Here is a 12,894-nt window from a genome sequence, read left to right as displayed (position 1 = left end):
GGTTATTGAAACACTGACCAGATGGGCGCGTGATCAGACGGTTTTTCAATACCGCGTAATTCGTAGTCTATATCGGATTCAACACAGCTGGCGGCAAATTTTTCCGTAGCTAAAATCACGTCAATGCGCAGGCCACGGTTATCATCAAAACCACGTGAGCGATAATCAAACCAGGAATAACGCTCTTCTCTGTCAGGATGTAATTCGCGGAAGGTATCTTTAAAGCCCCAGTTCATTAAGGTCGCTAACCATTCACGCTCTTCCGGTTGGAAACTACATTTACCGGTTTTTAACCAGCGCTTGCGATTAGGTTCACCTATGCCAATATCTAAATCAATCGGCGAGATATTGATATCGCCCATCACTACAACATGCTCATCTGGGGTATGATGTTCATTTAAATAAGTCATTAAGTCTTTATAAAATTGGCGCTTATAAGGGAATTTGGTTTCATGAGCAATGTTATCCCCTTGTGGAAAGTACCCGTTTAGTACCGTCACTTTTTCATCAGCTTCATTAGTGGTTTGTACCATGATCATCCGTTTTTGTGACTCTTCCGTATCGGTTGGGAAGCCCTTAGTCACCACGTCAGCCTCTTTTTTACATAGCATAGCCACACCGTAATGGGCTTTCTGGCCGTGAAAATAGACGTGATATCCCATGGCTTCAACATCCGCTAATGGAAAAGCATCATCATGCACCTTAATTTCTTGCAGACCGATAATATCAGGTTGATGTTTGTCGATAATGGCTTGTAGCTGGTGTAAACGGGCACGTAGGCCGTTAATATTAAAAGAGATGATTTTCATCAAAATACCTGAATGGGAGAATTATTTTTGCCAGATGTTAGCACGAATATTTATTGAGATGAATGTCTTAGCTAAACGAGTCATTTGTTTTTGTTCTGCGCAACTAATTCAGGACACTTTTCTTAAGGAATTTTGTTCATAATCTATTGGCGACAGATCACCATTAGCTGAATGAAGTCGTTCTAAGTTGTAATAGCGCATATACGCCGTTACATCATTTCTCATATGATTACGAGTCGGTTGTGGCACTTTCAGTAACCAGTCATGTTTTAGGCTGCCGAAGAATCGTTCAACAACCGCATTATCCCAACACGCACCAACATCGCCCATACTGGATCTGATACCATAATTTGTCAGTAAATGACGATATCGCTTACTGGTATATTGTGAACCTCTATCCGAGTGAAACACTAGCCCCTTTGGTGGTTGGCGTAAGTTATAAGCTTTCATCATCGCTTTACTTACCAAATCAGTCGTCATGCGCTTATCAATATGCCAACCAACGATACGACGAGAATATAAATCCATAACAATGGCTAGATACATCCAACCTTCACCAATCCTCAAATACGTCACGTCACCAGCCCACACTTGATTTGGAGCGACAGGGTTAAAGTTCTGGTTCAACAAATTATCAGCAACAGCATCACTGTGCTTACGCTTAGTTGTTACCTTGTAGGCCACTCGTTGAGTAACCACTAAGCCAAGTGTTGCCATTAACTTTTGAACGCCATAATCACTGACATTAAAGCCCTCTCTGCGTAATTTCTTTCTAAGCTCACGATAACCCAAGCTATTTCTACTTTTCTCGAAGAAGTACTTTGCCTTTCGATATAAGTTCAGTTGCTCTGCTGTGATGATTTTAGCTGGCCGTTTGAGCCAAGCGTAATACGCAGAGCGGCTGATATTCATAATCTGGCAGAGTTTAACTACTGGAAATGCAGAAGATAGCTGCTTTATCGTTTTGTACGTTACTTGGTTTCCTTTAGCAGGAGGGCGCTGGCCTTTTTTAATATCTCTTTTTCCATCCTTAGCTCTTTATTTTCCTTGCGTAACCTCAGCAGTTCAGCCCGCTCATCGGCATTTAAACTAGCACCTGATTGCTCTGCTTCAAGCTTGGCTTTCCAGTTATAAAGTAATTTATCCGTGATACCCAAAGATGCTGCGGCCTTCGGTACGCTGTAGCCTTGTTCGGTTACTAATGCGACGGCTTCTTGTTTAAATTCAGCCGTGTAACTTCTGTTTATTCGTTTTGTCATTTAACACCTCAATAATTGGATTATATTCCATTATTAAAGTGTCCTGTTTGATTAAAGCAGATCAGTTTCAAAAGGGCGGTAAAACCAGGATTTTTCAACTAGACCATGCCTGTAAGATAGCGGCAGCTAGCCTCAACTTTTTGTTAAGTCGAGGCTAGCTAAGGTTAATCATTAAAAGAAAACTTGCACTTGATTGTCTTGAATACGGGTTTGATAACTAATAACCGAAAGTTGCTCATCGTCCAGGCATTTGCCTGTGGTCAGTGAAAATCTTTCCTTGTAAAGCGGTGAGGCGACAAATATTTCTCCCTCGCTATCGCCAATTATACCGCGATAGAGCACGTTAGCTTTACCTGCCGGATCCCAGTTGGTGATACTATAGACCTGATCATCGCTAGTTAGAAAAATGGCCAGTTGCTGCTCTTGCAGTAAGGCGCATACTCCTGAGTTCTTTACTAAATCTTGCTTGTGACAGATAGTTTGCCAGTTTTTTGCTGTGCTCATGTTGTCTTCCTCCTGATTAAGCTGGGTTTACTTCTGTGACTTGTTGACTATCGCTAATAGTGACAGTGTCAATTAACAGTCCGGCGGCGGCTTTTTCAGTTATGGTTGCAGGACGGATTTGTTCGCGTTCATTGACGAACTGAATGCTGGGATCTGATTTTTCTGAGTTAACGAATTGTCTAAAACGTTTTAGTTGCTCAGGGCTTTCTATTGTGGTTTTCCATTCACATTGGTAACTGTCAACCACAGCAGCCATTTGCTTTTCTAATTCATCGTTAATGCCAAGGTGATCATCAATTACCACTTTTTGCGCGTATTCCAGACCACCTTCTAAGCTTTCCAGCCATACTGAGGTGCGTTGTAAACGGTCCGCCATCCGAACGTAAAACATTAGATAGCGATCGATATATTTTACTAAGGTAGTATCGTCAAGGTCGGTGGCAAATAAATCCGCATGGCGTGGTTTCATACCGCCGTTACCACTGACATATAAGTTCCAGCCATTTTCAGTGGCGATAACGCCAATATCTTTACTTTGTGCTTCCGCGCATTCTCTAGTACAACCGGAGACCGCAAATTTTACTTTATGTGGTGTACGCAGCCCTTTGTAGCGGTTTTCTAAAAATATCGCCATCGACATGCTGTCTTGCACGCCATAGCGGCACCAGGTACTGCCGACACAAGATTTTACTGTTCGTAGTGATTTACCGTAGGCATGACCGGTTTCCATGCCGGCTGCAATCAGCTTTTCCCAGATATCCGGCAGTTGATCGACCCGGGCGCCGAATAAATCAATACGTTGCCCGCCAGTGATCTTAGTGTAGAGGTTATATGCTTTGGCAACTTCACCGATAACGATCAATTTATCCGGAGTGATTTCTCCACCTGGCATCCGCGGTACGATGGAGTAGGTACCGTCTTTTTGCATATTCCCAAGATAAACATCATTGGTATCTTGCAGCGGTAAGTGGTCGCTTTGCAAGATATAATCGTTCCAGATCGAAGCAAGAATCGATGCCACCGCCGGTTTACAAATTTCACACCCTATGCCTTGACCATGCTTTTCTATCAAGGTATCAAAATTACGTATTTTTTCTGCCTTGATAATATGAAACAGTTCGGTACGGCTATAGGCAAAGTGTGAGCAAATGTCTTTTTTCACTTCCAGTCCGCGTTTGGCAAACTCGCTATCGGCGACAGTTTTTAATAATGCAGCACAGCCACCACAGCCTGAGCTTGCTTTAGTGCTGGCTTTGATCTCTGCTAAGTCGGTATCGCCATTATCTATGGCATTGATGATGTCACCTTTAGTGACGTTCAAACATGAGCAAATGGTGGCGCTATCGGGCAAGGCATCTACGCCTAAACTCGGCTTTTCGCCTGAGCTTGGTAAAATTAGCGCGTCGGGGTCTTCTGGTAATTCAATGCCATTTAACGCGTATTGCAGTAATGAGTCATATTCGCTGGTATCACCTACTAATACTGCACCAAGCAGGTTTTTACCGTCCTGGCTGACCACTATTTTTTTATAGATCAGATCTCGGTCATTTTGATAGGTAAAACACTGAGCGCCCGGGGTTTTTGCGTGGGCATCTCCAATAGAGCCGACTTCGACCCCCATTAATTTTAGTTTGGTACTCATATCAGCGCCGGTAAAGCTGTCGCTTTCACCGTGAATATGTGCTGCAGCTACTTTTGCCATGCTATACCCTGGTGCAACTAGGCCAAAGATAAAATTATTCCATAGCGCACATTCGCCAATGGCGTAAATATCTTGCTCTGAGGTTTGGCATTGATTGTTAATAACAATACCGCCGCGTTCGCCAACGGTTAAGTCAAATTCACGGGCTAAATTGTCATAAGGGCGGATACCGGCAGAAAATAAGATCAAGTCAGTTTCTAAATAGCTGCCATCGGCAAATTCCATCCGATGAACACATTGCTTGCCATCGACAATTTGTTGTGTCGCTTTTTCGGTATGAACCGTGACTCCAAGTGCTTCAATTTTTCTCTTAAGTAACTGACCACCGGTAGAATCTAATTGCACCCCCATTAATTGAGGAGCAAATTCTACCACATGAGTTTCTAAGCCTAACTCTTTTAAGGCATTAGCAGCTTCCAAACCTAGCAGGCCACCGCCAACAACAACGCCCACTGTACCTTGGGCCGCAGATGCCTTGATTTGCTCTAGATCGTCTATGGTGCGATAAACTAGGCAATGGGGACGCTCTTTACCTGGAATTGGTGGTACAAAAGGATAAGAGCCCGTCGCTAAAATCAGTTTGTCATACGAATAGCTTTGTCCTTGTTCTGTGGTAACAGTTTTTGCTCTTTTATCAATATGACTGACTTTGGCATCTAAGTGAAAATTGACGCCAAGAGTTTGATATTGCTCAGCTGTGATTAACGCTAAATCGCTTTCTGTTTTACCGGAGAAATACTCGGATAAATGAACTCTATCGTAGGCGAGGCGAGGCTCGGCGGATAGTACGGTGATTTGGTAATCCTCATACTGGCTGAGTTGTTCGACAAAGTGATGGCCCACCATACCGTTACCTACCACTACGATTTGTTGTTTACTGATTGATTGAGGCTGTGCATTTAAATCCATAGTATTTGTCCTACTATATTTTGCTCTGCGCGCATTCATACTTACTTAAGGTGCGGTAATTTGCGTCGAGACAGAGTATTTTCGTTATCATTGCGTTACTTAGATAACTAAGAGCAAGCACAATGCCATTTGGAAATAGTTATAAATAACAGTAGGTTGAATGGTTTTGTTGTTTTTGTTTTAAGCTTTTTGCACTAGCTTGAACGAAATTTTGCACTAAAGCAGGGCGGCGTAGGATAGGAAATAAAATCTTTGCGACTGAATCTGGCGATCAGTCGTTTTTTTCAACGTCGAGGCCGATGATACGATCGCCAAATTTGTTTACTATGGTGATCTCGCCAAGACAGACGGCAAGAATACTTTTACCTTGTTTAAATTCCGGCGGAATAATGATACGACCATTTTCATTTTTCGGGTAAGATTTTGTTTCATGCTCTAAGATCAAAGAATCATCTTTATAATATAAAATGGTGACTGTGGTTTTAGTTGTTGGCATTATTCGAGACTACTTTTATTGAACTCTTTGATAATAGTAGTCAAGTATTGCCAAAGTAGTGAATAAATACGTGACATTATGATGTTTATATAATGGCAATATCTAATGACAAAGGGATCCCATGGATAAAATAACTGATAAAGGTTTAGTTAAAAATTGCTCCTATATTGATGGTCAGTGGCACACAAGTGATAAGCGATTTTCAGTGACTAACCCTGCTACAGGGGAAACTATAGCGCAGGTGGCAAATGCGTCGGTAAATGATGCTGAACAGGCTGTTATTGCGGCGCATAAGACGTTTGCCAGTTGGTCTGGTCAAACGGCAAATCATAGAGCAAAACTATTACGTAACTGGTTGAATTTAATCATTGAACATCAAGATGATCTGGCACGGCTACTGACGTTAGAACAAGGCAAGCCTTTAGCTGAAGCTCGGGGTGAAATAGGCTATGGTGCCGGTTTTATTGAATGGTTTGCTGAAGAAGCAAAACGAGTTTATGGAGAAACAATTCCAGCAGCGAGTCAGGATAAGCGTTTGCTGGTACTAAAACAGCCGGTAGGTGTGGTGAGTGCAATTACGCCATGGAATTTCCCAAATGCGATGATCACACGTAAAGCAGCCGCTGCACTGGCAGCAGGTTGTACCTTTATTGTTAAACCGGCGGAAATGACGCCGCTATCCGCGTTGGCATTAGCTGAGCTTGCCGAGCGTGCCGGTATTCCCGCCGGTGTTTTTAATGTGGTGGTTAGTGATGATGCGGTTAATATTGGCAAAGTGCTGACCCAGCATCCGCAGATTGCTAAGTTTACCTTTACTGGCTCAACCCAGGTCGGTAAAAAACTGGCAGCGCAGTGTGCGTTAGGGGTGAAAAAAGTATCGTTAGAACTGGGTGGCAATGCGCCTTTTATTGTCTTTGATGATGCGGATATTGATGCCGCAGTAAAAGGTGCTATTGCGTCAAAATATCGCAATGCCGGTCAGACTTGTATTTGTACTAACCGTATTTTTGTCCAGCGCAACGTGGTAGAAAAATTTACTAAACAATATAGTATGGCAGTGGCTGAATTAGCCGTCGGCAATGGTCTGGACGTTGACACTCAAATTGGTCCACTAATTTCATCGCAGGCGGCAGAAAAGGTTAAGCAATTGGTGGATAGTTCTGTTGCTCAAGGGGCTAATATAGCGCTTGGCGGTGATTTCAGTAATGCTGGAGCTTGTTTTTATCAACCAACGATTTTAACTGAGGTCAGTAATACGATGCCGGTGGCTCAAAACGAGATTTTTGGTCCGGTATCGGCGATCATTCCGTTCGATAGCGAAGCAGAAGTCATTGAGGCAGCAAATGATACTGAATATGGCCTGGCTGCCTATTTTTATGCACGGGATATCGGCCGGATCTGGCGTGTATCCGAAGGCTTGGCCTTTGGTATGGTTGGGGTTAATGATAGCGCTATTTCTAATGTTGCAGCACCATTTGGCGGCGTTAAGCAATCAGGTTATGGCCGTGAAGGTTCCAGACATGGATTAGATGATTATTTAGTGATTAAATATTTGTCGATGGGCATTTAGCAAGGATGTTAGCAGCCAGAGGTTATATCACCTCTGGTTTTGCAATTATTAAGGTGTGTTATGAGAGAGGTTAAAATAACTCAATATCATCGTCGTCTATTTGGTGGGCTAATTTTTCTTGCCTGAAAACGGCTAACGCTTCGCTAATTGGCATCCCGGAAATAACGTTATCGAACATTTGACGTTCTTCTTCCATGCTATATTTACTGCGAATGGATTCTTGCAGGTTTTGCCACTCCTGAGGGGAATACAATGATTCAGGATCTGCTATTAACACTGATAATGCACTTAAGCTGTTACTGACGTGATCTAAGCGTTGTGATAGTTTATCGTAAAACTGAAAGGCGATGATTGCGCTCTGTACTTTATCTAGACCAGCATCTGCTGAATTATCTATAATGGCTTTTATTTTTTCGTTTTGAGTTTCGTCGTTGTGCAAGTTATCCGTCGACGACTTAATATCGTTTAAGTTAGTTGCTAACGCAGTAAATGAACTTGATAAGGTACTGATCGAGGCATTGCCATCATTTAGTGATTGATCGATTTGTGCCACCGCCAGATTTAGCATCAAAATGGTTTCTTTTAACTGGCTCCAGTCGAGGTCCGGACGATATGAGGTAGATCCTGGATAGGCTGACATATAATTTCCTTATTATTGATGTTTAAAAGTCACACGCCCTCAGTATAGCTAATAATTTTTAGAATACCGCTCGGTATTATCTACCTGATTGAGGCGGCGTAGTGCGGGGCAGCCATTGCCACCATTGTTGTTCGTTATCAGCTGCGTCAGCTTTTGTTTGATAGATATCCCAAGTGACTAAAAAATCTGGGTCTGAAATTTTAATATTTTCAGCGCTGGTATGAAAATCCCCTTTAGGAGCGATAAACCAACAGGAAAGATTTGCCGGCAGTATAAATTGTGCGTTTGATGTGCTGCTAGTGTCTGTCGTGTTGTTAGTGGAGCTGGATACATTATTTGTTGTCGCCAGTGCCAGAGTTATACCTAAGTCGTTATCGGCTTTGAGCACTGTGCCGGCAAGTACGCTTTGTTTGACCAGGTTGTGTTGATGGTCAAAATAACTTAGCCCGACAAGGCATGTTTTTCCTAAGGTTTGTTTGATTGACGTTAACATGTTTTTGCTCTTTATTTAATGCAGGAACAAGCAGATAACTTGTTCCTGTTACTATTTTAACGGGTTAATGTGCTAATGGCGCGACACCTGTGGCGGGATTGTCAGCTAAGCCAATATCGCGGGCATGTTGTTCAAACGCTTTGTTTTTCCAGAAAAACGCCCCTGGCATAGTCGTTGGGATCACTAGTACATAAAACAGTGCTCGACCGATAACAGAGGTTAATGTACAAATTAACGCCGCTATTAACCAGGCTAGATAAAGTCCTGATGAAAGCTCAGTATTCAATGTCATCACTAACAGCGTTGCCGTAAATACCAGATTTAATGCTAACAAGGTATTTCTAAATAGGTAGCTTTTTCCAAAAGTCGTACATTGGATGTAATGAGCTGCACCGCCTTCGTTGCTGCTTCGATTCATATCGTAATTGTGCTTAAGTAGACCAATTGCTTCGATAACAAGACCGATAATAAAAACAGCGCCAAGTACGATTAATGCTTGTGTTAATTCATGCTCTGTCGCATTTTGCACAGTAAGCGTTGGTAGAAGCAACATCCCAGATATTATTGCGCCTAATGATAAACTGTTACCACTAAATGCCGTTGCGGTTTGGATGTGATGCCAAAATGGACGGGCTTTGATTTGATAACATTTGTTCATGTAATACAAACCGGCAGCGCCTGATACTACTGCAAAGCTGGCGCTAAATAGTGGTGCGTTTTCAACAGCGAAAGCTGACAACAGTTTTGCTAAATCTACACCTAAGCTTTGCTTAACTGTCGTTACCAGCCATTCATTGTGGGGGATTAATAGCAAGGCAGTTATACCACAGCCAATAGTAAACAATGTTAAGCCAAAGCCTTCACGCGCCATAGGTGAATATCGCAGGTTATTAAAGCCACGATAAAAACGCATCGGCTTACCTAAATGGGTAACACTCATTAATAGTGCAAAAGCGGTCATAGCGAGTGACAACAAGGTTAAGGGTAAAAACATATCAGAGTGAAAAAAGCGGACAAAGACATCAAAACCCAATATAGCAGCCAAAAAGCTGATGGCGAAGGTGCCAAATGCCGCTTGAGCAAATAAAGTGAATAATACCAGCGGGTTTTCACGGCTACTTAGTTTATCCAGGTGCCAGTGTTTTTCTTTTCCCGCTTTTTGATCTATTACTGGGCGATAGTCTCCATCTTGATCTTTGTGGTATTTCACCGGCATAGAGTCGGTACGGTTCATATCATCAGGCAAGGTTTTGGTTTGCTGAAAGCGAATATTGGGGTGGGTGATCTCAGGATCCGGGAAACCAGGAATGCTGGTTTTACATTGCTCCCGGTTTTTTGGCGTATTTTCAATGACACCAAAATCCAGTGCATTACCGACACAAGCAGAGACACAGGCCGGTTTTAATCCGACTTCTAAGCGGTCAACACACATATTACACTTAGAGACTCGACCTTTAACCGGATCGAGCTGGGGAGCGTTATAAGGGCAAACCCAGGTACAGTAACCACAGCCAAAGCAGGTTTCCGGATCTTGTAATACGGCGCCGTATTCTGCATGTTTGGTATAAGCACGAGTTGGGCAGCCTTTTAAACACACGGGATCATCACAATGGTTGCATGCCATGGAAATGTTCATGCGTTTATAATCCGGGTAAGAGCCACCTTCAACATAACCAACGCTACGAAAGGCAATGTGTGCCGGGTTTTCATTTTTTTCCGAGCAGGCGGCCTCACAAGCATGACAGCCAATACAGTTATCGGCGGTAAAAAAGAAACCATGTTGCTTATTACGGTTAGGGTTGCTACCTACTTCTGGGTTTTCATTAATAAACATCGAACGGTTTTTGGGCTTATCGGTTAACTCAACTAAGTCAATACGCTTGCCATAACGGTTTTCAATAGCATGCTCTTTATCGGATAAAAACGCATAATCCTGCTCTTGGGTTCTGATCTCCCAATGGCTTGATTGAGCTGTTGGTGCTTGTGTTGGTGTATCACTCATGGTCGCAGGATCAAAGCTGTTAACCATTGAGTCCATCGCAGGGGATTTCTTTAATTCTTGATTCATAATAATTCCTTAATCGCCAGAGCTAAAATGCGCGTCGTTCAACGTTAAGTTGTGCGGCTTGCTGCTGATCGACAGCTTCTATCCGCACTGAACACTGCTTAAACGCCGGTTGACGAGAATGCGGGTCGAGTAAGCCAAGGGTGAGACGATTGACACAATCATGAAAGTGAAACGGGATAAATACCATGTTTCTGGGCACTCTATGAGTCAGTTGCACCATGACTACTGCGTCGCCTCGACGGCTGGTTAAGCGAACATAACTTTGATGTTCAACGCCTAGTTCCAGCGCGGCGTCAGGATTCATTTCCATATAAGGGGTTGGGCTGAATTTATTACAATTACCGATTTTTCCGGTACGGGTGCGAGTATGGAAGTGTTCGACTACCCGACCACTGTTGAGCCAGAAAGGGTATTGTTGGCACGGCTGTTCATTATTATTAACAAACTTGATTGGCAGTAAGTTCGCTTTACCTGAGGCGGTTTGAAACTTACCGTCAGTGTAGAGGCGAGGTGCGCCTTTTAGTCCGGTATCGCTTTCACGGTATGGCCACTGAATACCTCTGGCCTGGATGATTTTTTCATAGCTCATGCCAGAGATATCTAATGTTCTTTCTTTTCCATAAGCATTACGACCTTTTGAAAGTTGCTTCATTTCTTCAAACGCTTGTTCCGGCTGATCCGGAAAATGAATACGTTTGCCGTTTTCAAATCGTTTGGCTAGCTGATTAAAAATCCAAAAATCAGGTTTAGCGTTAGCAAAAGGTGGCAGGGCGTTATCGATCAAATTGACTCTGCGCTCAGTATTGGTATGACAGCCTTGTTTTTCTGCCCATACCGCAGCGGGTAGGTAAACATGGGCGTATTGGTTCATTTCAACATCCTGATAAACATCTTGTACCACCAGAAAATCGAGTTTTTCTAATGCTTTTCGGATACGTCCGGTATTTGGCATTGAGGTCATTGGATTGGTTGCGACTATCCACAGGCCTTTAATTTCGCCGGTCTCGATCGCCGGGAAGATATCGGTTTCTGCTAGGCCGCGTTTTTTCGGAAAAAACTCGGGATCTATGCCCCAAAAATCGGCAATTTCTTGTCTATCCGTTTCATTTTCTAAATAGCGATAGCCGGGTAGGCCGGAGCAAGATGACCATTCTCGAGTGCCCATGGCATTACACTGACCGGTTATCGATAAGCTGGTGCCGCCTGGTTTGCCAATATTACCTGTGATCAAGTTAAGGTTATTGATGTTGGCAACGCCGTCAGAGCCGTGAGTTGACTGATTGATGCCCATGGTCCAGATACTCATTGCGGCTGGAGCTTTGGCATAAAGGCGGGCGACGGTGCGTATTTTGTCTTCATCAATACCGCAGATATGTTGCGCCGTTTTTGGGTCATAATCCTGCACTAACGCCTTAACTTCTTCAAAGCCTTGGGTATGTGCGTCAATATAAGCCTGATCTTGCAGGCCTTCGTTGATAATGACATGTAGCATGGCATTAATTAGTACACAATCTGTGCCCGGCGTAATCGGCAGATGAATATCGGCAAATTGCGCCAGCATAGTGACTCTAGGGTCAACTACAATGAGTGGAAATTTACGTTTTTCTAAAGCCTCTTTTAATCGCCAGTAAATGATTGGATGCTGCTCTGGCAGGTTAGAACCAAAGGCCATTAAACAATGGGTATGTTCAAAGTCATCGTAACAACCTGGTGGCCCGTCTGAGCCAAAGCTACGTTTATATCCACTAACGGCAGAAGCCATGCAAAGGGTCGTATTGCCATCATAGTTATTCGTGCCGATGCAGCCGCGCGCCAGTTTTCCTAAAGTGTAAAACTCTTCTGTTAGCAACTGCCCGGTTGAAATAATGGCAAACGCGTCGCGGCCATATTGCTTTTGTATTTTCTTTATTTGTTCAGCGGTGGTATCTAATGCGTTATCCCAGCTGGTTTGCTCAAATGGATGAAAATGTTTATCGCGAATAAGCGGCTCAGTGCCACGACCAGGGCTATTAAATAAATCATGCTCTAACAAGCCTTTGATGCAGAGCTTTCCGCGATTAACGTCGGCTCCGGCATGGCCGCGTGAGGTCACTAGTTTTTGGTTTTCATCAAGCCCTATTTCAATCGAACAGCCTGTTGAACAATAATTACAGGTGGTATATTTCCATTGTGCGACTTTTTTTGCCGGAATAGAGATAGGTTTTCTTTTTTTTCGCCCAAACAGCATAGCTTAGTTAATTTCCACAGTTAATGGTGCGTTTGCGATAAAACTGCAAAAACCAAACCATTTAAAAAACTCTAATAAAATCAAAGGAAAGTGCTTTTTTTACTCGCAGTGATTGAACTAAATCGGGGCTTGGTGCCTTCATTTGGTGCGAAGCAGGGGAGTTGATGGAATTATCGTCGTTAAATAATGACAGTTATTCACCGATAGATGAAATGCG

At 43.2% G+C, this 12,894-nt stretch carries 10 protein-coding genes; 1 reads left to right on the top strand and 9 read right to left on the bottom strand.

Annotation, left to right across the window (positions count from 1 at the left end):
* Window positions 1–2 precede the first annotated feature (2 nt).
* The 5 genes from xthA to QQK06_RS01045 all read right to left on the bottom strand — a co-directional run bounded on the left by xthA (window position 3) and on the right by QQK06_RS01045 (window position 5,679).
* Complete coding sequence (gene xthA, locus QQK06_RS01065; protein WP_284242668.1) at window positions 3–809, bottom strand: exodeoxyribonuclease III; 807 nt, start codon at window positions 807–809, stop codon at window positions 3–5.
* A 108-nt stretch (window positions 810–917) separates the two neighbouring features.
* A protein-coding gene (locus tag QQK06_RS01060) for an IS3 family transposase (protein ID WP_284242666.1) occupies window positions 918–2,068 on the bottom strand; the annotation gives its coding sequence in 2 pieces (ribosomal slippage) (window positions 918–1,792 and window positions 1,792–2,068; 1,152 coding nt in all).
* Between the two features lie 171 nt (window positions 2,069–2,239).
* On the bottom strand, window positions 2,240–2,572 hold the full coding sequence (nirD, locus tag QQK06_RS01055; protein WP_284242665.1) for a nitrite reductase small subunit NirD: 333 nt from the start codon (window positions 2,570–2,572) through the stop codon (window positions 2,240–2,242).
* A gap of 16 nt (window positions 2,573–2,588) precedes the next feature.
* Entirely contained in the window at window positions 2,589–5,183 is a 2,595-nt protein-coding gene (gene nirB / locus QQK06_RS01050; protein WP_284242664.1) for a nitrite reductase large subunit NirB, read from the bottom strand.
* Window positions 5,184–5,454: 271 nt separating this feature from the next.
* Window positions 5,455–5,679 carry a TIGR02922 family protein gene (locus tag QQK06_RS01045; protein ID WP_284242663.1) on the bottom strand — a complete coding sequence of 75 codons (225 nt, stop codon included), beginning with the start codon at window positions 5,677–5,679 and terminating at the stop codon, window positions 5,455–5,457.
* Window positions 5,680–5,800: 121 nt separating this feature from the next.
* Between QQK06_RS01045 and QQK06_RS01040 the strand changes: the two genes are divergently transcribed.
* Window positions 5,801–7,249: an NAD-dependent succinate-semialdehyde dehydrogenase gene (locus QQK06_RS01040; protein ID WP_284242662.1), complete on the top strand. Its 1,449-nt coding sequence runs from the start codon at window positions 5,801–5,803 to the stop codon at window positions 7,247–7,249.
* 70 nt (window positions 7,250–7,319) lie between these two features.
* Here the strand turns inward: QQK06_RS01040 and QQK06_RS01035 are convergent, their stop codons facing one another.
* The 4 genes from QQK06_RS01035 to QQK06_RS01020 form a co-directional block, all read right to left on the bottom strand.
* Window positions 7,320–7,889 carry a hypothetical protein gene (locus QQK06_RS01035; RefSeq protein WP_284242660.1) on the bottom strand — a complete coding sequence of 190 codons (570 nt, stop codon included), beginning with the start codon at window positions 7,887–7,889 and terminating at the stop codon, window positions 7,320–7,322.
* A 76-nt stretch (window positions 7,890–7,965) separates the two neighbouring features.
* A complete protein-coding gene (locus tag QQK06_RS01030; protein WP_284242659.1) occupies window positions 7,966–8,382 on the bottom strand; it encodes a hypothetical protein in 417 nt (138 codons plus the stop codon).
* Between the two features lie 64 nt (window positions 8,383–8,446).
* On the bottom strand, window positions 8,447–10,384 hold the full coding sequence (locus QQK06_RS01025) for a DmsC/YnfH family molybdoenzyme membrane anchor subunit (RefSeq protein WP_284246552.1): 1,938 nt from the start codon (window positions 10,382–10,384) through the stop codon (window positions 8,447–8,449).
* Between the two features lie 88 nt (window positions 10,385–10,472).
* On the bottom strand, window positions 10,473–12,677 hold the full coding sequence (locus QQK06_RS01020) for a molybdopterin oxidoreductase family protein (RefSeq protein ID WP_284242657.1): 2,205 nt from the start codon (window positions 12,675–12,677) through the stop codon (window positions 10,473–10,475).
* Between the last annotated feature and the right edge of the window lie 217 nt (window positions 12,678–12,894).

The organism is Thalassotalea insulae, assembly GCF_030161395.1.
GTDB classification, from domain to species: domain Bacteria; phylum Pseudomonadota; class Gammaproteobacteria; order Enterobacterales; family Alteromonadaceae; genus Thalassotalea_E; species Thalassotalea_E insulae.
Note: the sequence above shows the minus strand (reverse complement) of the source record. Positions and strands in the feature narration are given on the sequence as shown.

Excerpts from the sequence above, each read along its gene's own strand:
- nirB (WP_284242664.1), bottom strand. The coding sequence starts at position 5,183 with ATGGATTTAAATGCACAGCCTCAATCAATCAGTAAACAACAAATCGTA.
- QQK06_RS01020 (WP_284242657.1), bottom strand. The coding sequence starts at position 12,677 with ATGCTGTTTGGGCGAAAAAAAAGAAAACCTATCTCTATTCCGGCAAAA.
- QQK06_RS01040 (WP_284242662.1), top strand. The coding sequence starts at position 5,801 with ATGGATAAAATAACTGATAAAGGTTTAGTTAAAAATTGCTCCTATATT.
- xthA (WP_284242668.1), bottom strand. The coding sequence starts at position 809 with ATGAAAATCATCTCTTTTAATATTAACGGCCTACGTGCCCGTTTACAC.
- nirD (WP_284242665.1), bottom strand. The coding sequence starts at position 2,572 with ATGAGCACAGCAAAAAACTGGCAAACTATCTGTCACAAGCAAGATTTA.
- QQK06_RS01030 (WP_284242659.1), bottom strand. The coding sequence starts at position 8,382 with ATGTTAACGTCAATCAAACAAACCTTAGGAAAAACATGCCTTGTCGGG.
- QQK06_RS01035 (WP_284242660.1), bottom strand. The coding sequence starts at position 7,889 with ATGTCAGCCTATCCAGGATCTACCTCATATCGTCCGGACCTCGACTGG.
- QQK06_RS01045 (WP_284242663.1), bottom strand. The coding sequence starts at position 5,679 with ATGCCAACAACTAAAACCACAGTCACCATTTTATATTATAAAGATGAT.
- QQK06_RS01025 (WP_284246552.1), bottom strand. The coding sequence starts at position 10,384 with ATGAGTGATACACCAACACAAGCACCAACAGCTCAATCAAGCCATTGG.